Consider the following 23,391-nt stretch of genomic DNA (forward strand, 5'->3'; position numbering starts at 1 on the left):
TTAATCCTCTCCAAGTCCCGGGATCTTCATGTTTACAATGAGTTCAGCTAATTTACCTTCCGAATGAGCTGTATTCACCACTTGTCGATTAATGACTTTGGATTTAGCAATAATGAGATGCCCTTCTTGGTCAAATAAATCCTCACCCGCCACTTTGCCAACAATATACTGGGATTTAATCGCGTTAATCTGTACCATGAGGCTGTCTTCAGATTCATTGAAGGTTTCATTATTTTCTGAGACAACCGAATTCTGCTCATACTCATTATTTGTACTAAGATCTGTAGGATCTAGTTGTTTATCGATACTTGCAGTAAGATTGTTTTTTTTGAAGATATTCATTTCTTGGTTTTTGTAACTTGATGGCTCATAGTTCTTATTTGAAAACTGTGTAGGTACTTGTTCGATTACTTCTTTTGATTTTTCATTCGTATCCATTTTCTCGGATTGCTCTACCAAACTTGTAATCTGTTGAAACATTTTCGAAAACATCTGCTCGGTCAATTTTATTTCTGACTCGATTTCTGTTATCTGAAGTTGGATTACCTTTATTCTCTCAGAAGAATCTTTTCTCAAGTCTGCCATCTCGCACTCTTTTTGTTGCTGCAAGTAATCGGTCATTTTATGGATGCGTTCTTTCCCAAATTGCCATAAAGATTCATCTTCAAAAGCAATAGAACTCCTTTTAGGAATTGCTTTTAATTGAGTCCTAAGTTTATTGTTTTCTTCAATTAAGCTTTTTAGTTGTATTTCAATCGCGATTTTTTCATATAGAAAATCACTTTCCATTTTGTGCAGCATTTGATTAATCGGCTCTTTTTTCAACCCAAACATTTGCTCTTTCATCTAGTTACTCTGCTCTTTCCCAAGATTTCCTTGATTTGTAGGAGGTGTTTTAAAATATTGAAGAGCACCTTGCAGTCGCTTTTTGTCCCTGTCTATTTGTTGTTTCTTTAATTCAAGTTCATTTAAATAGTTCATTTCTTGTACCTTAAGGTCGTTTTGTAGATTCAAAAGTTCATTAGTATTGACCATATGTTGTTCGAACAGATTGTCAATCATTGAGGTTATTTCTTCCTCAATTGGATTGGTTTGAGGAGTTGATTGTTGTAGTTCAACTTCTACTTTTAACTTTTGGTTCATTTCTATTTCAATCATCAATGTTTCATTTAAGCTAGTTATTTCCCTTTGATACTTTTCTTGTAACGTTTGAATATGTTCCACAACGCTTAATGAAGAATAACCAGTGAGTGCTCTTTTATTTGATAGTGGTTTTTCTACATTCATCTGCCTCACCCCCAATCAGTCTTTGTATCTGACAGTGAAAAATCTTGATTAACACTCATTGTTTTTTGTAATTTCTCCATTTCCATTCGTGCTTTTTCGAAATCCCCTAAGTGATGGTAAGCTTTCGCAATCTCCGAGACGTAGACGAAAGCAGCAGGCGTATTTGGATCCGCATTTATAGCTAGTCGGAACTGCCCTATGGATTCAAGATATAAACCATTTGTAAACAAGGCATAGGCTTTTTCACTATAGATCTTTTGGAAATTCACTTCTAAATCAGAACTTGTTTGAGCTATATACACATCATCCATTTTTTCATTTGCATGTGTAGCGAGCTTAATATAACTTTTCAAATGTCGATCGAGTACTTTTTCTAATGTGAAATACTTTAAGGCACGTGTTCTGGCATCACGCCCCATCGATTGTCTCAAGTTAACATCTTTTAATAATGTGGTAATGGCTTTTGCAAAAGCATCTGAATCTCTAGGTGTCACTAAGTATCCACTGTCCCCTAGAGCCTCTCTTATTCCCCCTACATCTGTGGCGACAACCGGCTTTCCTGTCATCATTGCCTCAACCACCGAATAAGGGAATGCTTCAGAAATACTTGAGAGAGCAATGACATCTCCGGAATGGTAGGCTGCTACCATATTCGTTGTATGACCTGCAAAAATGAATGTCTCTTCTAGACCTAACTTCTTTTGAAGAGCAAGGCATTCTTCGTAATATTCTTGAACAGAGACCGATCCATACACAATAAACCTCACATTTGGAATATACCTCTTTACAATGGCTGCACTTTTAATTAATGAAGTAATATCTTTTATCGGGTCAATTCGGGCAACCGATACGACTGTCGGGTTAAGACGTTCAACTTTGTCAGCCTCTATAAAGATATTTTTGTCTACACCGTTATAAATGACTTCAATGTTTTCTCGAGCAACCCCCAATTCGCTCTCCCATCTTGTATTGTAATGACACACTGGTGAAACTTGGTCAGCATAGTGGTAGTTCAATGTATTAATGGAATGGATAAAACGGATTAAGAAGATATTTAGGAAGGAGGAAAGATTTCTTTTGGACAGAGATAAATATTGTTCCCTCATATAGACGCCATGTTCTGTTAACATATACGGCGTTTTGTATTCTAGTTTGGCAATGACGCACGGTATCCCGCAAAATGCAGATGCTGAAGAATGGCTGACATTCGACCTCGGAACGGGAGTATTAATAATGTTGAGAAATCGATATACCCATCCTAAACTTTGGATCAGGCCATATACATCCGGCTGTGTAAGTTTAAACTCAGGATTTTTAACTGAATCCAATATCAGTTTTTTATAGACATTCCAAGTAAGTTCAGATTTAAACGATTCTTTATACTCGTACTCCTGAAAATATCGATATAGTTGAACAATGGTTACACCTAATTTTTCAGGATCTTTCTTAGGGCTTATGATTTCTATTATTAGATCTTTAAACAATGGAATAAATAATGCTTCAATTATTTGATTCGTTGTTTGTTTCTTTTGTAAATACACATGTGAGAAAGGAGTTGCTAAGTGTTCACTCGGCTCTTCTGTGCCCCACAAAGGCACTTTGAAAAAGGTGGTGGATTCGGGTAGTTTAAACTTTTGTATAATAAATGGATTGGTCACAACGCTGTATAAAAGATAGTCCACCATATCTAGTTTCTTGATTAATATGTCACACCATGTGCTTACCCCTCCTTCATGAAAAGGATAGGTACCTTCCGTCGAAAGTAAAACTGTTAGATTTTTCGTTCTCCTCACCTTTTTCCACAAACAAAAATTTTAATTCCTAACCAGACTTTGATAATACTCCACTGTTTCATTTATTCCTGTTTCGAAGGCTATTTGAGGTTCCCACTTCAGTAATTGCTTAGCTCTGGCATAAGATAGATAACTGTCTTTAATATCTCCGGCTCTCGGATCTGCATATATGATTTCCAGTGGTTGACTCAATGACTGCTGCAATACTGCAATTAATTCATTCAATGCTACTGGTTGATTTGTACTGATATTAAATGTTTCATTACCCATATATGTGACAGCCTGTATGTTTGCTTTTGCAACATCTCTAACAAATACAAAATCTCGTGTTTGGTTTCCATCCCCGTAAACTGTTAATTGTTGTTCTTTAATTGCTTTATTGACAAAGATACTGACGACTCCCGCTTCGCTGTGCATATTTTGTCTCATTCCATACACATTGCTATATCGAAGAATTGTATAATTGAGCCCGTATAACTGTTGGTATAAGTGAATGTATTGTTCCGCAGAGTACTTAGACAATCCATAAAAGGATATTGGCAGCACACTATGGTTTTCTGTTATTGGAACCTCTTTTGCAATCCCATACACAGCCGCTGAAGACGCGTATACGAGTTTGGAAACCTTGTATTTTGCACAAAGTTTTAATATATTCAATGTTCCTAATGTATTAATCTCACAATCCGTGAATGGTTGACGAGATGAAAATTCTACTGAAACTTGAGCAGCTTGATGAATGACCACTTGTGGATTATGCATACGAAAAACTTGTTCCAAGGACTGTGAACGAATATCTATGTTGTAGAATGGTGTGTTTTTGGGAACAAAGCTTAAATTCCCCGTACTTAGATCGTCGACTACAATGGGCTCCCAACCCAATTTAATAATTTCCTCCACAATAAAAGAGCCTATAAAACCAGCTCCTCCAGTAACTAATACTTTCATAGAATCACCATTTCTCCATAAGACGTTTGGTATATCGTATGCCCGGCATCATTGTCTCATTCCATATTCTTCATAGAAACCGCACAAAAATACCTACCATCAGATTTAATTGATGGTAGGTATTTCTTAGAAACATATTTACTAGCCATGACGTGGTCATATTAGTTCTTTGTTTTTTGGAGGAGATTTGTAAACCCCAGACTATCATATAAATGTAGCGCCTTCGTGTTTTCCAGCGTAACATTTAAATCTATTTCATCATAACCCTTGTAGAAAAGTGTATTCATGCTTGCTAAAATTAACGTTCTTGCCAACCCTTGGCGATGATAGTTTTTCCCTGTATAAATTTCAGTAATTAAAGGTCTCCCATTCCAAAGATTAATACAAACCACCGCAGCCGCCTCATTGTTCAATTCAATCCAATAAGAAGCTTCGGAAATAAATGGACCATATCCATTGTTCACTATTTTTTCAACCTCACGAATTGCTTCTTCTACCGTGTTCTCTTGTTGATCGACTGTCCCTTTATATGCATCTAACATGGTAGTGGCCACTTTTGTGATGTCATCTTTTTGAATGTGTTGAAGTTTATGTATCGTGTCAAACGTTTTAGCTTCTAGTTTACACGTCATTGTGATTCTGCTCTTCCCCACGATTAACACCTCAAGACAGTTTAGTTTATGATTTTTTTATCGAAATGCATTGTATATAAGAAACCCAGCCTTTTAAGAGTCAAACAAAATTCGGAAGTGAATAGGGACATTAATTAAATATAATTCAGTTCAGTGCAAACAAATTACAAGGGTATGATGTAACATCAACTATTTCCATTAATTACATACTAATATCTCTCTAGAAAATATTCCTTTTTTCGCTACACATCGATCGACAATTGTAAATCCTGCCTCTTCAATCATATGATCAATATTTTCAATTGTGACTACGACCAATTTCTTTGAAAAAGGTCGAGCAGCTTTGAGAATCGACAGCTGATCTTCTGGTGTTGCATGTGTATAAAGGTTGTAGGGCATATCAATAATGGTTGCGTCGTAATTGCACTCAACCTCAGCAATTGGACCAAGGTCCACATCACCTGTTAAGCCAAAATGAGCGATATTTTCACGCGATCCTAGTACCACTAATGGATTAATATCGCGACCTACAATATCAATTCCCATTGATAAGGCTTCGACTAACACCGTACCTATGCCACAGCAAGGATCGATTGCTTTAATCCCTTCAGGTTCAGGAACAGCGATATTTGCAACCGCTCTTGCAACACGTGTACTAAGAGCTGTTGAATATTCTCTAGGTTTTTTTAAATGATGTAACCAGACTGGTTCACTTTTCACGTAATTCCCAAAATACCAACGTCCACCGAATGGTACGAGGCCAAATGTCACGTCTGGATGATGAACGTCGGCTTCTCCTTCAATAATCATGCCGATTTCTCGTTCAATCTCACGTTTTTGCTGATACTCCACTTTTTCTGATGGATTTTGATCATTGATTTTTACAAAGATTACTTTGAAGGTCGACTCTTCCATCTTAATCACTTCGACTTGCTTTAAAATATCCGAGAGTTCATCACCTTCAAATAGTATATCAATACGTTCTTTCATAAACGGACTTCTGCTTGGATTTATAGCCACTGGGCTTTTTAGGATCTTCAAAGTTGTATCCTCTGCGAAAAATGATCGCATTTCTAAGTGGCACAGCGATTCCTCGTCTGGGGTATACGCGTATGTATAAATAAACTCATTTGTTAGAACTACTTGTTTCAATTTTTTCTCATCCTTTGTCATGCTCTTCTTCGAAACAGAGCGGCTACCTTTAAGTATAACAATTGCCGATTAGACCATGCAGTTTATTTTCACTGGTGGACTTCAAGCATGTTGACAGTAGGTTTCCCACTTTTCGTAGATTGATAAGTTTTTTAAAAAAATTTATATTCCACACATGAAATTTGGTTCAATTACCCATACTTACTATGAAGGCTCATTTTGAAAGGAGAACTGAACATGTCAAACAGATCTGCAGACAAATCATCAAACAAAGATGCTAACAAAAAGTCGGCATCTCACAACAAAACTAGAATTGAACCAACTTCTACCCCTCCTAAACGTGAGGAATTTTCTAACGAGTTAAATGGAAAACTCAATAACAATGCTGCCAGCAAAAATAATAAACAAAAGCCTACTGCTAAAAATGGACGTGAGGAATTCTCTCAAGAGTTAACTGAAATCATTAAGAAAAACCTAGCAGGCTCCGGGTCGAATAAACGAAAAAAGAAAAAATAAACTAGCAGTTAACGATTGGAGTGAAACATGTTGAGCCACAATCGTGATAAAGAACTCTTGTCTGATCCTCACCATACGCTGGTCAGTGTAAACGGGTCGCAGGTGTGGATTGATGACAAATTTGAAGATGAATCAATTGATGATGTTCGATTTAATGAATCTTCGACAAACTCAAGGGGGAAATTGACACCCGATCGGGAAGTGAACCCTTCAAGTGATTCTTGATTGAGGTAAGGGTTTTCGTGCCTCTAGGTCAAAAAACACTGCTTTTATGTGGTTTATTGGACTACTTTGGACACTAAAATTCTGTAGCTAAATCCGTGACTTCTCGTCACTTCGCTCATCCCTATTTTTTCAGACCATTCTACGACCGGGTTTTTGTACTTTCCAAATGAAAGAAACACCTATCCTTCCGCAACAAAAAGAATAAGCAGGAGACGCCTTAAGCTCCTGCTTATTTTTCATACTATTTTTGATCCATGTATGGATTTTATATGGAACAAATTCAAAAAGACTGTTTGCCCATCACCCGTTATTAGTTCAACCATATTGTTTTCGAAGTTTTTTATCAACCCAATTTTATCTGAATTTTTTCCTAGATCAAATAAGACAACTTCTCCTATGAGTTTTTTTATCTGTTCTTCAAACGTGTCAGCTAGTGCTACTTTTGAAGAGTTCATGAGATTGTTGTTAACATTATAAGGTCTTTTATCCAGATGTGGGACAATCCACTTTAAGTGCGTAATTGGAATTAATAGGGTTTTAAATGCTGGCGAGTAGAATAGAATATAGTCTTTTTGTATTTGTGTAATATAGCCATATATCGATTGATTCCCAGTTATATAAGTTTCAACAAATATGCCTAAAGCGTTGGTTAGTGTTTTTTCAAACGATATTAACTTGCTATCTTTCCCGATTGGGGATGGGGCAACCGTAATTATTTCATTTTCCGTGTTTTCTGATTTTTTTATGTGAATAATATGCAACAATGGAACGTAAAAGAAATTCCGACCATTAAACACAACCACTATATCCGATCCATATTCGATTAGCTTCCCTGTAATTATTTTTTTACCAGATATTTCAATTTCTATTATTTGACCCATATATTGACTCAAGTAATTCATTTATTCAACTCCTTTACTTATGAAATCAAGATTAACCACAAATTCAAAACGATTAAAGTAACAATTAACTTAATCGGGATACCGTTAAGCACTTTGAAAAATTCAGACCTTGAAATATGAATGCCGTTTTTTCGTAATAACTTCTATGGATTTACCGAATGACGGAAGAATAAAGTAACTTCTCCTTCTTTAAAACTACTGTCACCATTATTTCCTTCATCATTATTTCCATTACCTTTATTTACACTATTTATCGCTGCCCTCTGAAGACCCCTATACTCCCCAATACAATGCACATCACAATTGCAGAATTGATTGTAATGATGGTTCACTTCCAATGAGAAACGAATGGATAATGCAACCAAATGGAACAACACTCGCTACGAACAGGAGTATTGCTCCACTAATTGCTGGAAACGATTCATTAAAACCCGAAAAAGTGTTGTTAATGTAAATATCACAAAAGTATAATTAAGTACTCATGCATTTAGAATAACCTCATTAAAACGTAATTTTATTTTTTTCTTCCCATTCAGATCTATATGACACAACTTGCTCATCTGCAGAAGTTGTTGATATTTTGTGGAAAAGTATACCTGAAACTATAATCAAAGAAAAAATAATCAGTTCCTCCTACCTTTGTGAAGGAATGAAAAAATTGTAAAAGTCATTTAATCGCTTACTTTTTGTCCCAAGCGATTACTCTCCGTTGCTTTGTTGTGCTTTCTGTCTCGTTTTTCTTCTTTTTATTCTCATCATTTGGTTCAGGTGTTCTTCATATGATTGTCGATTATTAGAATTACTGTTGCTCGTGTTTTGATTACTTTCGTCGTTCGAATTTTGATTTTCTGATTTTTCGTTATTTGATTGTTCTTCTGTATAGTTAAGTCCTACACTAATGTTTTTCACGTGAAACGTAGCAATTCGGAAGATCTCGTTCTTCACAACTAACACTAGATGGTCTTCATTGATATCTACTAATAGGCCTTCAATACTTTCTGGACCTTTTCTGTTAATTTTGATCCAGCAGTATTTTAGATTTGCCAATACGCCACAGATGTCGTCTGCACAAATTTGATCATACACTTCCATCAGATTGTTCATTTCTTCAAGTAGTTGTGCCTCACTATCTGATGAAGATGATTCTTCATTTTCATTTTCATTTTCGTTTTCTTTCTCTTCGTCTGTTTCTTCGTTTTCTAAAACTGCGATACTTAAGCTTGTGATGTGCTCCTCTTGGTAAAAGGTCAATCCATCTTGCTCATCGTGAAGAATTAAATAATCTGCTTTCACGTCAATCAATTTCCCGACTTTAGATTCAGGGCCCTTGCCGTTAATTCGAACCAATTGTTCTTTGAAATTTACAGCGAGGTCACTAAAAGAATGTGCTTGAAGTAGCAAGGCATTTGGGTTTTGCACTGTATTTGACACTGATTCCGAAGATTCAACTTTTGAGTTTTCATAAACCTTTACGTTAAATCGACCCTGGGAATTTTCTTTGATACTTTTTATGTGAGAAGTTTTGTAGTAAATAATCTCGCCATTTTCTTTCTGAAGTGCTAAATAGTCTCCACTAACATCAAGTAAAGTGCCGACATTTGAATTTGGGCCACCCCTATAGACCTGAACCGATCTTCCAATTAATGAAGAAAAATATGCATCTTTCATCTATTGCTTCCCCTTTCTTCTTATCCGAATAACTCCAACTAATTAAATAAGCCCTTAGCAAATTTAGACATGAGAATTATTTTGTGAAGTTGTATGATTATATATATGTTTCCATTTGAATAAGTGCTTAGGTGCTCAACCATTTTTTTATCATATGGAGTTAAAGGAATTCGTTAATTGTTTATTGAAATACATATGAATCAAGCATATGGAGGGATTTTCATGGATAAAAAACAATTTATATACCAGCTAAAATTAATTCCAACTTTATTAGAAGAAGCAAACTGGACTGAAAAAGAAAACGAAATTGTACAACACCATTTTGAAGTTTTACAAAGTTTACAACAGGAGGGCAAGTTGATTTTAGCTGGTAGGACCTTAAATACGGATATGTCAGGTTTTGGAATTGTTATTTTAGAGGTAGATTCAGAAGAAGAAGCACTTGAACTGATGGAAAATGACCCCGCAGTTACAGAAGGCATTATGGAAGCTACATTATTCCCTTATCGAGTTGCATTAATAAAGAGTTAATTCGGACAAAAAAATCGAGACATCCTATTGACGGATATCTCGATTTTTTAATTGAAGCAACTTATTATTAGAGCTTATCTAGCTCTTGATAGGCCGATTGATATGGTCCATTGTCAGTAACTTCTGAGTGGTAAAGTGCTTTGAGTGCATAATTTTTTTCAAGATCAAGTTCTTTCATCATATCTTTTAAACGCATTTTCAATTCTGGATTTTCTTTTACAAGCGTTTCCATTTTTGATTTCAAGTATTTCATAAGTGTGTTCAAACTCCTTTCTGATAACAATCCTAGTCATTCAATTATACCATTGATCCAACCATTTTATAAAAAAGGCGTGTCAGCCCAAAGACCTGACACGCCTGAATTTTTTCAGGTATATAAAATAGTTCCTCTTCACTCACTTTAATCTATGGCTCAGACTCATCTTAAGCTCTAGTCAACTCATTGAAACAAATCATGGTCCTCAAGATTTTCTTCTATTTTTTAAATCTATTTATACAATTCCCTTCATACACTTATTATAGGAAGTTATCGATAAAGGGGCTAAGTATATTGAGAATGAACCATTTTTTCCTATGTATATTAATTATTACCACCACAATTTTTTCATTGCCTACCCAGAGCAAAGCAGCAACTGATTCACAACGCAACATCGCTTTGCATGACAGAACCTTATCGTTTCAAGAAGATGAAGTTCGCCTAGTGAATTCACAAATGATCGTACCATTAGAAAAAATGGCTCGTTACTTATACGCCGATATTGTCAAAACCGCCGATCAAATTTTGGTAACGAAAAATAATACATCGATTTCTTATCATTATAGGACCAAAGAAACAAAAGTTAACGGAATAACCGAAATAGCTAACCCAGTTATAGTAATTGATGATGTTCTTTTCATGCCGATACGTTTTCTTGGAGAGTCAACGGGATTTAAAGTTGATTATTTGACTAACATATTAACTGCAAGACTTTATACAGATACCTATCCACATCTCAGCCATTCTGAATTTATCAAAAAAGTAACCAAAGAGAAACAGCCGATTCAAAAACCTTCGCCACCCTCTGATCAACCAACCGTTTACTTAACATTTGACGACGGACCGAATCGTTACACTTCAGATAATTTACGGATTCTAAAAGAATATAATGTAAAAGCGACATTCTTCTTTGTAGGGTCTCAAATTAACCATTTTAAGTCATTAACGAGCCAAACATTCCAAGACGGACATTATCTTGGTCTCCATAGCATGACGCATAATCGGAATAAATTGTACGTATCTTCGAAAGCTTTTTTGGGAGAAATGCGAACGGAAGCTGAGCTAATCAAGAATTTGACTGGGCACACATCTGTTTTGGTTCGTGCTCCGTATGGAAGTTCACCATATGTAACGCCTGCGATGCGTGATGCACTTAAAAGTGGTGGCTATAAGTTATGGGACTGGGATGTCGATACGGTAGATTGGAAAATTAACGATGCTGAATATCAAGAAATCATAAACAATGTGAAAAAGGGCGTGGAAAAAGCTCGTCTTGCTAAGGATCAGCACATTGTTATCCTACTCCATGACCGTTCACAAACAACAAAAGCCTTGCCTGCAATTATTGAATGGCTGCAGAAATCAGGCTACTCGATCCAACCTTATAATCCAAATCAACACGTCACTCAAAATTTCGGCAACCATTCAGGAATTTAAGTGTGATCCCATGGAACAATTAGTGTTCATGGGATCAACCATTGTATTTCTATTATTTAACATCCATAATTACCGCAAATAATACGTTGGAATATGGAATATCTCTTTTATTAGATGAATAGTCCAACGACTGTTGCAGTTAATACAGATGCCATAGTAGCAACAAACAACATTTTCAGACCAAATTTAGCAACCATGCTTGATTGTTTTTCATCGATTGCCTGTACCGTCCCTATGATAATTCCAATCGAACTGAAGTTTGCAAATGACACTAAGAAAGCTGATACAACTCCCACAGTTTTAGGGGACAACGCAGGAATCATTTCTTTAAAGCCCAACATGGCAACAAACTCATTGGAAATAATCTTCGTACCCATCACACCGCCAGCACGTACCATTTCATTTGCAGGTACACCCATTAGCCAAGCCACAGGAGATAATATATACCCCATAATTGTCGTCAAATCTGTACCGATAGTCTCAGTTAGAGCAAAGTTGACCATTGCAATTAGAGAGATGTATGCAATCAGCATAGCTCCAACAATACCTGCAACTTTCATTCCATCAATGGCACCGTTTCCAATTGCTTCAAAAAGAGAATCTTCATTAATCATGTCTTTAATTTGGATCTTTTCTCCCTCAACTGGTTGAGCAGGAGCTACCATAGATGCAAGCATTAAGCCTGACATTACATTAAGAGGTAATGCTACAAGTACATATTCAGGCGGTATCATTGTCATATATGCTCCAACAATGGACGCCGATACACTGGTCATGGATGCTGTGGTAGCAATAAATAGTCTATTCCTATTCATTTTAGGAATATGATTCTTAACCGCAATCAAAGCTCCTGTATCTCCAAAAATCGATGAAGCTACAGTGGAGAAGGATTCTATTATAGGAAGACCAGTTATTTTGGAAACCGCCCCACCAAGGTACTTAATCATTAAAGGCAATACTCTGAGGTAAGTCAGTACACTCAATAAAGTAGATGTAAACACAATCAGCAATAAAACTGAGAAAAAGAATACTGGCATATCATTTTTGTACTCAAAGCCACCAAAAACAAAAGCAATACCTTCATTACCAAATACCATCAGCTTCGAGAAAAAGTCTGTAACTGCTCCTACTACCTTTCCACCAATTGTCGTGTTCAGCATGACGAACGCTGTAACAAGCTGAGCTGCCAACAAAATCACAACTGCTCTATAGTTAATGTTTTTCTTGTCATTCGACAAAAAGTAAGCGGTTCCAAATAATACAACAATTGACAATATTGCTATTAAAAATGCTGTCATGTAATTCAATCCCCATTTCAAATCTTTTTTACAATGTGTGCATGATCCATGTAAAAATCAGCACATCATATGTTTATTAACCCCATTTGGAGTCCTATAGTTACTTTGAGTATTACTACATTGGTTCGTTACTCTGGGTATTCTTACTTGTCACTTTAAAAATCCCTTTAGTTTTCCCCATACTTGTATCTAAATACATTGCAATACAAAAAGATCTTTATTTAGGCAACCAAAAAGCTACTTTAGAGAGATACTTAATTATTAAAACATATGTAAATGGATTTTTCTTTATTTTTGAAAACTTGCAATTTAACGATTTTTCTTGTTTCAAAGCTTGAAGTGGGGAGATGCAGTATAAATCAAAGGTTGCAAAATCTTTTATAGTGGCATAAATTGGTATTTCAGTTTGAATAACTTATTGCAAATAACTAATATCAGATGTTGTTATGTAAGATACAGTCGCAGACAATGAACTACTCTTCTTTAAGACTTAGAAGTCTTGTATACTTATTTAGCTAGTACTTTTATTAGGCACATAACCAACATTGAATAAGAAAAAAATAGTCATCCACTCATAAAGAAGCACATCAATTTGCTAATTGATGTGCTTCTATCATTTAATTTGTAGGTAGTTCTTGCACAATATCCCGATAAATGTTAATTGCTAACACCACTTCTGATTGGGACGGCCAAGCTCCTGCTTATTTATGATATAATAGTATGATTCGTTTGCAGCAAGGAGGTCTCATATTGAAATTAAATAAAGGCGTTTTATTTATATTATTAGGTGCTTCGTTTTTTGGTTTTACACCGATATTTGCTAAATTAGGGTTTAGCTACGGCTACTCACTAGGTCAAATCAATATCGTGCAAATGGTAATTTCTTCATTTTTATTATGGACTTTCACTCTACTTAAACGCTCCAGTTTCAAAGGACTTAATAAGAAGAATGTACTTCAAATTATGATTACCGGTTGTTTTATCGGTTTAACAAGTATTTTTTATTATGGTTCGATGCAATATCTGCCCGCTTCATTGGCCATCATTTTAATGTTCCAATTCGTTTGGATAGGGATTATTTTAGAATGGATTTTCAGTAAAATAAAACCTGCTCCTGTAACAGTATTGTCAATCATTTTAATTTTAGTAGGGGTCTTTTTTGCTTCGGATATTTTAAATGGAGAAATACAGGGCCTACCGATTAAAGGTTTCATTTATGGTATTCTATCCGCATTCACTTATGCGGGATTTATTTTTTTCAGTGGAAAGGTCGCTGTTAATGTGGATCCATGGACTCGGAGCTCTTTGATGGTAACAGGATCAACCATCTTAGTGTTTGTCCTATTTATGCCTGACATCCCAACTGTACTGCCATTGGAGGAAAACCTGTTAACTACTGCCTTCGGAGTTTCGTTATTTGGAGCAGTCCTTCCACCACTATTATTCGCAGCGGGCGCACCTTTGGTTTCAGGAGGAATCGCAAATATATTAACAACAATTGAATTACCTATCGCAATCCTATCTGCTAGCATTATTTTGTCTGAAACGGTAACGCCGCTTCAATGGTTAGGAACGGCTATTATTTTAGTGGCAATCGCATTTAATGAATTCGGGACTAACCTTTTTCGAATAAGAAAGCATTATTAACGCTCAAAACGAGCATTTGAAAAAAATGTCCTAGCTACACAAGACTTTTGGGTTACCTTTTGGCTAGCTTAAGACAGTAAACAAACTCGATGAAATTCGAGCTTGATTACTGTCTTTTTTGATTAAACTAGAAATGAGAAAATCATAAGGTGATGCCCGGCTTCGACTTTACATAGATATAACCTAATCTCCCATATAAATTAGGTGAAATGGATAAAGTTAAATTCTTTCAAAAAATGATTATAAGAAACTTAAAAAAAACCTCATTTACTTATGGTAAAGTTCACCGTAGCAGGGCTAAATGAGGTTCCCATTTTAGATAGCTGGCTGATGGTTCACTCAATCTCTCTTACTCCAACAGCTCTTCCGGAAGTAGCTTAAATCCTTCAATCATCGTGTCTTCTTCCACCTCGATCAATAGACAGCGTTTGCCATTGTAATTGACCTGTCTGACATATCTCAAGTCTTGAGGGCTAATCGCAATATTCGCTACTTTCGTGCTGATTTTAATAGACTTGGACGCGTAACTTGGAACGACATGGCTTGCTTTCATTTCATAGTTTTTGTCCTCAACCACCTGCTGAAAGGCCCTTTCCACTTTTTCCGTACTCACATCTTTGATGCCGCTCGCCTTCAGTACACGTGCAACTTCTTTAGTATCCAAAGTAGGAGTACTCTCTTCATCGTCCTCATTATCTTCTTCCACCACTAACATACTATTGATTTCATCATATACATTGGCGAGGGTTTTCGAATTTACTTCATCACCAATCACTGCTTTTATAATTTCTTCAAAGACCGCTTTATCTTCCTCGGCAGTCATGATTTCGTTGCCGTTCAATACATTTTCGATAAAATGAAAATCCGGTTTATTCGACTTGCTCGCAGCATAAAGGATGTGATTTATGTCTGCGGCGTTGTCCGTGAAGCTAGGGAACAGAAACCCACCAATTGGAGAGGCAAGTTTAATGACGGGATCTGCCAGCAGACTCGATTTAAACTCTCTCTCGACAAAATCAAACACCAGTGAACTTTTCGGCAGTTCGGTTTGATTCATGCTGCTGAGGATAAAAGGAGTGGTATACACTTCATCCCGCATGTCTGTTTCCGTTTCATCGGGCTGGCGTTTCGTCGTTTTAAAATAATTTCCACGAATGAATGTGACGACCATATCCTTTTCATATTGGCTGTCTTCTACCATCTTCAAGGCAATGCGCTGCATATTCGCTTTCCATTCACCGACCTCATCTGCATGAAGCCCTTCATATAAAAGTCGCTGCGTATGGTCCGTTTGCCCCTCTTCTTGACGCTGGAACTTCACCTCAAATAGCTTCTCATCCAGTTTCCCACCTAAAACCTTTTTAAAGTTGGCAAGAAACAGCTCTTGCTGCTCCCGGTCCAGCAAGGAAAATGAGCGGCTCTCTTCATGAAAGATCTCACTGCTTTCCTGCTTGATGTAAACATTATAAATGTCAGAGATTTTCAATAAATCGGTATCCAGCTTAAATCGTTTGCGAATATCTGCTATATCCTTCTTATTCATTTCTAATTCCAACTCCCTGGCTAGTAAAATCCGTAGTATGCACAAAAAAAGAGCATCAAAAGCTATCGTTTAGCTTTTGATGCTCTTTATTATACCAATATTTAAGGTGGAGAAAGGAACACAGTCAATTCTGGATTGAGTGACTACGGCGGGAACAGCGTGTCCAAGTGACCCCCGGAATTCTGATAATAATTTGACATTAAAGAAGTCTTTGATTTTAAAAGCTATGAAAGAAAAAACCGCACCTATTATGGTACGGTTTACTGATAGCACATATATTTCCTGCTACATCAGTTGCTGATACTTAAATTTGTGTTCGTTCACTTAGCTTTTCCATAAACTTACTTTCCTTTATTATCTATTTCTAAGTCTTTTTGATATTTACCATTATTATATTTTGTTAAAGAAGGTATACCAGAGATATAACCAATACCACCTGTTTTATTAATACCAATTTGTTCGTCAACAGCTTTAACTAATTCATCTTTGTTAACAGCTGTAATTGACTTACTATCTACTTCATCACCAGGATGTTGGAAATTACTGAAAATGTATGAGAAACCATTGCGGTCATCTGCAGCAAATAATCCTGTTGCTTCCGCTCCTGCTGGGACAGATAAAATACGTTGTAATTCTTTCGTATCAACATTATATGACCAAACAAAGTTATTTGTGTGAGCACCGCTATCTTCACCGATAAAGAGGGTTCTCATTGCTTCGGAATAGCTTAAGTTATCCGGATTCGCTACTTTGTCTACATTTGCAGTGTTTCCATATGCATCAGCTTTAGGAAGATCCTCCCCTACTACCAATCCATGCATTGATGGTGCTACATAAGAGCTATCAATAACTTTTCCTCCGCTATCCTTTTGACCACCTTGCAAATCTAATTGATAAGTTACACCAGCTTTAATTTTTGGTAATTGGATATGGTCTGCTGGATCTTTTCCTGTTGAATCTTTTTCCATGCTCTTACTTTGATCGGAAATAGCAATATATACTTTTTTATCCTTTTCGTTTAACGCTACACCTTCCATTTTGTTAAATTCAGTAGTCGCACCAAGCATTGCTGCGTATCGGCGTGTTTCAAGGAAGGCCGCTGCTTTTTCTTTACCAGGTTTAAGTTTTAGATATTCTGTTTTACCATATGAATATTGTTTTATCGCTGTAAAACCTTCTTTAGGTACATCAGAAGTTTCAAAAATATCATTGAATGTAATGCCGCTATCAATAATATTTTTCACTTCTTTATCCGTTGCATGTCCTAAATTAATCCATTCTAAGTCTCCTGAACCACCATTCTCAGTTCCTGTTTGTTTAAATTTCGCTGCGTATAGTGTACCCGCTGATAAATCTTTTGCTTTATCGGCTACATACATAAACATTCCTGTATTACCGCCATCATCACCGTAAATTACAGTTTTGTTATCAGGCATTACTTTAGCTAACTCATGGGAGAAACGTCCTGTGCTGTAATGTTTTACAACTGATGCTTTACCATTTTTAGCTACAGTAATTTCAGGGGTGTAGCCATAGAAATAAGGATTAGCCTTTGCTTTATCTCCAAAATAGAATTGAGCAAATGTTTCAACTTGACTTCTTGTTTTTGATGTAGGATCTGCAAATTGGCGAGCATCTGGCTCATATTCTTCTGAACCTAAGTGTGTATTCCAAGGTGATAAAGATCCATTACATGGAATCCAAAGCCCATTTACTGCTGAAAAATCAATTTTTTTAACATTGGCAGGTTTAAGTTCACCTGTTTTTTTGTCCTGTTCCATCTCAGTTAAAGACATAGATGCTGGAACTAAACCGTAAGCTGATTGACCAGAAGCATCAATTGTTTGATATTCATAATGTGTAACCATATAAAGTTTGCCGTCAATTGGCATTAATAAACTATTTGAATCCGGAGCATCTGAAACAAAGTATTTTCCATCTGTACTACTTGGATCAACGATTGGATTGCCGTTCACATCAATCGGTGTACCTGCAGGGATTTTTTCCCCTTTAACTGTTGCTACCTTATCTTCTGATTTAAAAAGGTAGTTATAAGACAACGGAAATGTTTTTACTTTTCCATTGCTATATTTCACATCAACTGTTGCAGTTGTATACGTTTTTACCATTTCATCAATAGTAGATGGTGCTTTCATTCCGTTAAATTTAACAAATTCTATTTTACTATTATCCTTAGATGCCGCTGCTGTCGGTAATAATGCTGGAACTGTAATAGCTAAAGCAAGAGCTAAAGTAGCTCCTGTATTCACAAGTTTCTTATTAATCATCTAATGATTCCTCCTAGTAAATTTATATTTTACAATTTAATTAAACCAAAACTATATAAAGATAATGTTGATTTTTTGTATAAATATTATTAATTCCACAAGGGGGCTGTCCGATAAGTCCCTAAAATAAAGCAAGTGGAGAAAACAGGTTGTTTTTCTCCACTTGCTTTTGAATTTTTATAATCTTTTTCTGAAAGTAGCTGTCGATTGTCATATGGTTTGAAAGTAGGGAATAGTTGTCTTTTTGAAGTCTTTTTTTTCCTTATATTAATCTACTAACAAAAATAAACAAACTTATGAAAGGTGAAAACTTACCTTTTGGCCACGGTAATCACAAATGGAGCGGAGCAACTCGGCGGTCATCAAATAGATTTTGGTGATATTAGAGACACAAAAAAAGAGTAGAATGCTCAGATTAATTTCAGCATTCTACTCTTTTTTGACTGATTGCTTATTTTTATTAAGATAATAATGAATTCAAAGAATTAAATACTTTTTAACAGGTATGATGCTTAGGCTGTGTATCTACTGTGTGACACACTTACATTCATCCAAGAAAAGAGGTATTTATGACTCCCATTACTTATACTATATCTAAAGCTATTTCCATCATCTTTGTAAATGAAGTTTGTCTTTCCTCTTGTGTTATTTGTTCATGTGTAATCATATGGTCACTTACTGTTAAAATTGTTAATGCTTTAGCTCCAGCACTAGCAGCATTTAAATATAAACTTGTCGTTTCCATTTCTTCCGCTAATATTCCCATCTTAGCCCACTTTTCTGTTGCAGTTTCATCAGCATTATAGAAAACATCACTAGATAGTACATTCCCTACATGAACCTTATAATTCTTTTCATCAGCTATTTTCTTAGCTTTCTCTAATAATTCATAAGATGCTGTAATTGGAAATTGACCTGGAAGATTCCATTGATGTGCATAATTTGAATTTGTTGCTGCTCCCATAGCAAGTATAATGTCATATAACTTAATATCATTTTGCATAGCCCCACATGAACCTATACGAATTAAATTCTTAACTCCAAAAACATTAATTAGTTCCCATGAATATATTGCCATACTTGGTGAACCCATACCGGTACCCATAACAGAAACTTTCTTTCCTTTATATTCGCCTGTGTACCCCAGCATACCTCGAACTTCATTAAAAAGAACTGGTTTTTCTAAAAAGTTTTCAGCTATAAACTTTGCACGATAAGGATCTCCTGGCAAAAGTATAGTTTCAGCTATTTCTACTCCATTTGGCTTAATATGTGGTGATTCTTTTAATTCATTGTTTTTCATTTGATTCTCTCCTTAATATTCTTATATTATTGTTAGACTATATCTTTTGTAATCGAGTTTTTTTTATCTAATTCACAATTTTTTTAAGTATATATTTAATTACCATACAATGTCCACTATCCATTAATTTTGAAATTTTATACAATTAGATTAATTTGTATGGGGCTGTCCCAATAATTATAGAAAATGACTTTTAGGGCAGCTCTCTTCATATTAATATTTCTCCGTTATATGAATATGAAGATTTCCGTTCCAACGTACTTTCATGTTTCGAAGCTAGCGTAGCGATGCAGAAACGGGCGGGCGATGAGCCCGCAGGAGTCGCCGCCTTCCACTACAATCTATAAAGTGATTAAAAATCAATGGGTAAGGCAATCGACAAGTAAAATGGAATCCCATTTTTGAAGAAATGAAAGCAAAGGCAAAAGCAGCCCTTGAATGTGAAACAAAATCACGCATCTACGCGCAACGTAAAATTGACGTAATAAGTGTTTTTAGTCACATCAAGGGCAATCGGTCGTTCCGCAGATTTTTACTGCGGGGCCTTGATAAGACCACACAGAGTTTGGGGTTGTGGCATTAGCCCACAACCTCTTGAAAGTAGCAGGCTTCCGCCAGCTACTTTCAAGGAAAACAAGTGAAAGCATAAAAACAGGTGGAGAAAAACGACTCGTTTTTCTTCACCTGTTTCATTTTAGGGATTTTTAGACAGCCCCATTAAAAAGTTTGCAACACTTACCATACATTTCTCACAAAACATTCAATCTAAATTTAGTAAATACCTCATTTACTTATGGTAAGGTTTACCGTTCAATATGTGAAAACCTAATATAACCGTTTAATATCAGGTTTACCTAAATTCTTCACGGTTATAATAAATATTTTTAATAGAGTCCAATAGGATATGCTCTGTAGCTGCTATTTTTACTTTTTCTTTAAACTCCGGACGAATCAGATGTAATAACGGTTGTTCCACTTTGTATAGATATTTTAATGCCTCAATCACTTTCTGATCCCATTCCTCATGAAAATGCAGTAAATCATCTGGATAAACAATTTTCCGATCCGTCCCTTTTTCAGAAATACATTCAAAAGGTTCATCAATGTTTAAAGTGCCATAATCATCCATTAACTGCTCTCCTGGGTAAATGTCCCGAATAGCCACTTCAAACTCATAAGCCGTCCCCATACAATTGGCGTGAAAACTATGATTCACATATCTTCCCAGATCCCAACAAAGAACGTATTGGCCATGTTGATTACGGTATGCATATTTTTTAACAACTTCACTACCGTATTTATCTAACTTATTAACAAACTTCGGTTCTAAAATTTGATCAAGATCATCTAATGCCCAAGTAATCGTCCCTTTTGGAATGAACCTTGTCGCAAATACACCAAAACCGATTTGATCATTTATATAACGCAGTTCCGTATGCGGATATATCATGCAGAGTATTCCCCTTTACATAGTTGGTAATAACCTCAGTCTATGCAGTTGGGGAATGACTTGTTGAAACATATGTTGTGGGATACCTCTACCTCGGACTTTTCACGATTTGATGAAGTGCTTTCTCTAGCGTATCAAATGTAAACTCAAACCCTTCTTTCTCTAACCTCTCTGGAAGAACCCAGCGACTCTTTAAAATTAGTTCGGTCTCTGTCCGAATAACAACTGCCCCCATCTCGAGCATCCACTTTGGCGAAGGTAAGCCAATCTTCCGATTCATCGCTCGACGTAATTGCGACATTAATTCGCGATTCGAAACAGGATGAGGAGCGGCACAATTAAACACGCCACTTAAATCTTTCTTGTCTTGCAGGAAAAGAATAATGTTATATAAATCTTCGATATGAATCCAACTGAACTTCTGATTTCCTGAACCTTGAGCACCGCCTAGGCCAAAACGAACCAAATTTTCGAATGCAGTCATTACACCACCATCTTCACCTAATACAATGGAAATTCTTAATGCGACTTGTCTCGTATATGGCAACTGAAAGGCAAACAATGCTTGTTCCCAAGCTTTCGCTACGTCTACAGAAAAGCCCGTTCCAATCTCACCACTTGATTCCGTCATCGGCCTGTCTTCCGCATGACGGTAAATTGTCGCCGTACTTGAATTGATCCATAATTGCGGAGGACATTCACATGCTAATATTGCAGTTCCCAGTATGTGTGTGGTTTCAGTTCTTGAATCCATGATTTCTTCCTTATTTGCATCATTGTAGCGACAGTTAACTGACTTTCCTGCTAGGTTGATGAGTATCTCTGCACGTTCGAGAGCTTTTACAATTCCAAGATGGTCCGTCCATGGAAGATGATGAGATTGTCTTGAAATGATGATTACTTCATATCCTAATTTCGTGAATTTCTCCTCAAAATATTGACCAATAAAACCCGTTCCACCAGCTATGACGATCTTCTTTTTCATACCATCACTCTTTTCATGTAAGTTCTTACTAATTAAGACGATGGGATTCACATTGAGGATGCGGCTGTGGTGATTTCCTTTATACTGTTGTTTATCGTACATTTGCAATGCCCGTACCTTCCGCATGAGAAAACCACATACTTGTGGGTCTCCTTCTTCACGCTCCTGCGTAAGCTCGTCGCAAATGCACTCTTCGTCTTTTCATTAACATCAGCAACTTTCATTGGAGCCATACAAATTAATAGAGATGTTAAGCTATGCCATTCTCTTCACATTGCCATAAATTAAAGGGTTATTAGAATGAAAAAACGAATAGGTAATGATACGAAAAAACTTACGAAGGACTGTTCAAGCAAATTTGAGGAGGATTTAAAATTGGTTACTTTAAAATTGATGAGCTCTGAGGAATTTCAACAGTACTTAGATATTAGCGTTGTTAATTATGCAAAAGAAAAAGTGGCTTCGGGGAATTGGAGTCAAGAAGAGTCACTGACTAAAGCTAAAGAAGAATATGCACGACTCTTACCTGATGGGGAAAAATCAGAGAACAATTATTTATATAACGTTCTTCATGAGAACCATGCAGTCGGAATAATTTGGCTTGCACAAAAAACAAATGGAGAAGGATTTATTTATGACATAAGCATATCGGAAACATATCGAGGTTGTGGATATGGGAAAGAAGCGATGAAAGAAATTGAAGGGATTGCAAAAGAATTAGGCATGACAAAGATAGGTTTACATGTTTTTGGTCATAACCTAGTAGCGAGAGGTTTATATGAATCGTTAGGATATGAAACAACCAATGTAGTGATGGTAAAGGAAATTTAAAATTCTTTTTCAACTGCTGTTTGACACTGTGGTGCACCCTATCCTATAGGATGTAAGGAAAGGAGGAAACAAGCGAATGAAATGGCAAGAAGAACGTCTTATTGATGCACCGATCAACGTCGTATGGGATCTATTCAAAGAAGAGCAAGCTTCACGCATAATGCCCAAAGTAGTGGAAAATCGTTGGATTGATAAAAAGCCTGAAATGCGTGGTTCAACCTATGAACAGACATATCAAGAAGGAAAACGTAAAGAAACGTACCCGGTGCATATTGTGGAATTTGAGGATTCGAGAGATTATAAGCATAAGCGTATCCGATTTAAACTTGCACATGCGTTTGAAATGAATTTGGCCTTTTCAATGGAAAAAATAAGTGAGCAGCAGACAAAATTCATCTATGCAGGCGAAAATCGCGGCATCAATTTTGTGGGTCGTGCAATGTTGAAATTGGGAAGTGGAAAAAATGGGGATAAAGTGGTTCATGAATTTATGGACCGCGTGGAACAAGAAGCTTTACACGATACCGAAACTACCTCATTATGAGTAACCCGATAACATTGGCATGTGGGAGCATCCAAACTGTAGGCCAATAAAAATCCCGTAACTGTCTTTTAGACAATTACGGGATTTTTTCTGTTGATTGATTGAAAACACTTTTATGCCTGTCAAAGATTTTCTTTTCGTGTTTTTTCAGATGTGTT

Annotated in this window: 22 protein-coding genes and 1 pseudogene; 8 read left to right on the plus strand and 15 right to left on the minus strand. The window is 36.2% G+C overall.

Annotated elements, in window-relative coordinates; translation table 11 throughout:
- The 6 genes from GY23_RS12765 to GY23_RS12790 all read right to left on the minus strand — a co-directional run bounded on the left by GY23_RS12765 (nt 1) and on the right by GY23_RS12790 (nt 5,830).
- Nucleotides 1–846, minus strand: a complete 846-nt coding sequence (locus GY23_RS12765; RefSeq protein WP_075619605.1) for a hypothetical protein — start codon at nt 844–846, stop codon at nt 1–3.
- On the minus strand, nt 847–1,287 hold the full coding sequence (locus GY23_RS12770; RefSeq protein ID WP_075619606.1) for a hypothetical protein: 441 nt from the start codon (nt 1,285–1,287) through the stop codon (nt 847–849). It abuts the gene before it with no gap.
- A gap of 5 nt (nt 1,288–1,292) precedes the next feature.
- Nucleotides 1,293–3,080 (minus strand): GT4 family glycosyltransferase PelF, encoded by a 1,788-nt coding sequence (pelF, locus tag GY23_RS12775; protein WP_161487608.1) that lies wholly within the window; start codon nt 3,078–3,080, stop codon nt 1,293–1,295.
- A gap of 21 nt (nt 3,081–3,101) precedes the next feature.
- Nucleotides 3,102–4,025, minus strand: a complete 924-nt coding sequence (locus tag GY23_RS12780; RefSeq protein WP_075619608.1) for an NAD-dependent epimerase/dehydratase family protein — start codon at nt 4,023–4,025, stop codon at nt 3,102–3,104.
- A gap of 161 nt (nt 4,026–4,186) precedes the next feature.
- Nucleotides 4,187–4,657: a GNAT family N-acetyltransferase gene (locus tag GY23_RS12785; protein ID WP_075619609.1), complete on the minus strand. Its 471-nt coding sequence runs from the start codon at nt 4,655–4,657 to the stop codon at nt 4,187–4,189.
- A 198-nt stretch (nt 4,658–4,855) separates the two neighbouring features.
- Complete coding sequence (locus tag GY23_RS12790; RefSeq protein ID WP_211270676.1) at nt 4,856–5,830, minus strand: TRM11 family SAM-dependent methyltransferase; 975 nt, start codon at nt 5,828–5,830, stop codon at nt 4,856–4,858.
- A 216-nt stretch (nt 5,831–6,046) separates the two neighbouring features.
- Here GY23_RS12790 and GY23_RS12795 point away from each other — a divergent pair, with 216 nt between their 5' ends.
- The gene (locus tag GY23_RS12795) at nt 6,047–6,325 is read left to right on the plus strand and encodes a hypothetical protein (protein ID WP_075619611.1); all 279 of its coding nucleotides are present in this window, start codon (nt 6,047–6,049) and stop codon (nt 6,323–6,325) included.
- Between the two features lie 27 nt (nt 6,326–6,352).
- Nucleotides 6,353–6,550 (plus strand): hypothetical protein, encoded by a 198-nt coding sequence (locus GY23_RS12800; protein ID WP_075619612.1) that lies wholly within the window; start codon nt 6,353–6,355, stop codon nt 6,548–6,550.
- A 236-nt stretch (nt 6,551–6,786) separates the two neighbouring features.
- On the opposite strand, the gene GY23_RS12805 is transcribed toward GY23_RS12800, so the two are convergent.
- Complete coding sequence (locus GY23_RS12805; RefSeq protein WP_075619613.1) at nt 6,787–7,452, minus strand: hypothetical protein; 666 nt, start codon at nt 7,450–7,452, stop codon at nt 6,787–6,789.
- A gap of 699 nt (nt 7,453–8,151) precedes the next feature.
- Complete coding sequence (locus tag GY23_RS12810) at nt 8,152–9,120, minus strand: hypothetical protein (protein WP_075619614.1); 969 nt, start codon at nt 9,118–9,120, stop codon at nt 8,152–8,154.
- A gap of 222 nt (nt 9,121–9,342) precedes the next feature.
- Between GY23_RS12810 and GY23_RS12815 the strand changes: the two genes are divergently transcribed.
- Nucleotides 9,343–9,651 (plus strand): YciI family protein, encoded by a 309-nt coding sequence (locus GY23_RS12815; protein ID WP_075619615.1) that lies wholly within the window; start codon nt 9,343–9,345, stop codon nt 9,649–9,651.
- Between the two features lie 67 nt (nt 9,652–9,718).
- Here the strand turns inward: GY23_RS12815 and GY23_RS12820 are convergent, their stop codons facing one another.
- A complete protein-coding gene (locus tag GY23_RS12820) occupies nt 9,719–9,904 on the minus strand; it encodes a hypothetical protein (RefSeq protein WP_075619616.1) in 186 nt (61 codons plus the stop codon).
- 303 nt (nt 9,905–10,207) lie between these two features.
- Here GY23_RS12820 and GY23_RS17840 point away from each other — a divergent pair, with 303 nt between their 5' ends.
- Nucleotides 10,208–11,344 carry a polysaccharide deacetylase family protein gene (locus GY23_RS17840; protein ID WP_245827666.1) on the plus strand — a complete coding sequence of 379 codons (1,137 nt, stop codon included), beginning with the start codon at nt 10,208–10,210 and terminating at the stop codon, nt 11,342–11,344.
- Nucleotides 11,345–11,454: 110 nt separating this feature from the next.
- On the opposite strand, the gene GY23_RS12835 is transcribed toward GY23_RS17840, so the two are convergent.
- Nucleotides 11,455–12,642, minus strand: coding sequence for a NupC/NupG family nucleoside CNT transporter (locus GY23_RS12835; RefSeq protein WP_075619617.1), 1,188 nt, complete (start codon nt 12,640–12,642; stop codon nt 11,455–11,457).
- A gap of 750 nt (nt 12,643–13,392) precedes the next feature.
- Here GY23_RS12835 and GY23_RS12840 point away from each other — a divergent pair.
- Nucleotides 13,393–14,289, plus strand: a complete 897-nt coding sequence (locus tag GY23_RS12840; RefSeq protein WP_075619618.1) for an EamA family transporter — start codon at nt 13,393–13,395, stop codon at nt 14,287–14,289.
- Nucleotides 14,290–14,638: 349 nt separating this feature from the next.
- Here GY23_RS12840 and GY23_RS12845 read toward each other — a convergent pair whose 3' ends face one another.
- The 3 genes from GY23_RS12845 to deoD all read right to left on the minus strand — a co-directional run bounded on the left by GY23_RS12845 (nt 14,639) and on the right by deoD (nt 19,423).
- On the minus strand, nt 14,639–15,832 hold the full coding sequence (locus tag GY23_RS12845) for a DUF4317 domain-containing protein (RefSeq protein WP_075619619.1): 1,194 nt from the start codon (nt 15,830–15,832) through the stop codon (nt 14,639–14,641).
- Between the two features lie 341 nt (nt 15,833–16,173).
- Entirely contained in the window at nt 16,174–18,120 is a 1,947-nt protein-coding gene (locus GY23_RS12850) for a PhoX family protein (protein WP_075619620.1), read from the minus strand.
- A gap of 583 nt (nt 18,121–18,703) precedes the next feature.
- A complete protein-coding gene (gene deoD / locus GY23_RS12855) occupies nt 18,704–19,423 on the minus strand; it encodes a purine-nucleoside phosphorylase (RefSeq protein ID WP_075619621.1) in 720 nt (239 codons plus the stop codon).
- Nucleotides 19,424–19,808: 385 nt separating this feature from the next.
- Here deoD and GY23_RS19060 point away from each other — a divergent pair.
- A pseudogene (locus tag GY23_RS19060) lies at nt 19,809–20,006 on the plus strand (transposase); the annotation flags it as partial.
- A gap of 267 nt (nt 20,007–20,273) precedes the next feature.
- Here the strand turns inward: GY23_RS19060 and GY23_RS12865 are convergent.
- Together GY23_RS12865 and GY23_RS12870 are read right to left on the minus strand one after the other, a co-directional pair.
- The gene (locus tag GY23_RS12865) at nt 20,274–20,873 is read right to left on the minus strand and encodes an SET domain-containing protein (protein ID WP_075619622.1); all 600 of its coding nucleotides are present in this window, start codon (nt 20,871–20,873) and stop codon (nt 20,274–20,276) included.
- An 88-nt stretch (nt 20,874–20,961) separates the two neighbouring features.
- Complete coding sequence (locus GY23_RS12870) at nt 20,962–21,858, minus strand: TIGR01777 family oxidoreductase (protein WP_075619727.1); 897 nt, start codon at nt 21,856–21,858, stop codon at nt 20,962–20,964.
- 375 nt (nt 21,859–22,233) lie between these two features.
- Between GY23_RS12870 and GY23_RS12875 the strand changes: the two genes are divergently transcribed.
- Complete coding sequence (locus GY23_RS12875; protein WP_075619728.1) at nt 22,234–22,689, plus strand: GNAT family N-acetyltransferase; 456 nt, start codon at nt 22,234–22,236, stop codon at nt 22,687–22,689.
- 76 nt (nt 22,690–22,765) lie between these two features.
- Nucleotides 22,766–23,233 (plus strand): SRPBCC family protein, encoded by a 468-nt coding sequence (locus GY23_RS12880; protein ID WP_075619623.1) that lies wholly within the window; start codon nt 22,766–22,768, stop codon nt 23,231–23,233.
- Nucleotides 23,234–23,391 lie beyond the last annotated feature (158 nt).

The sequence above is a fragment of the Paenisporosarcina indica genome (genome assembly GCF_001939075.1).
Taxonomy (GTDB): domain Bacteria; phylum Bacillota; class Bacilli; order Bacillales_A; family Planococcaceae; genus Paenisporosarcina; species Paenisporosarcina indica.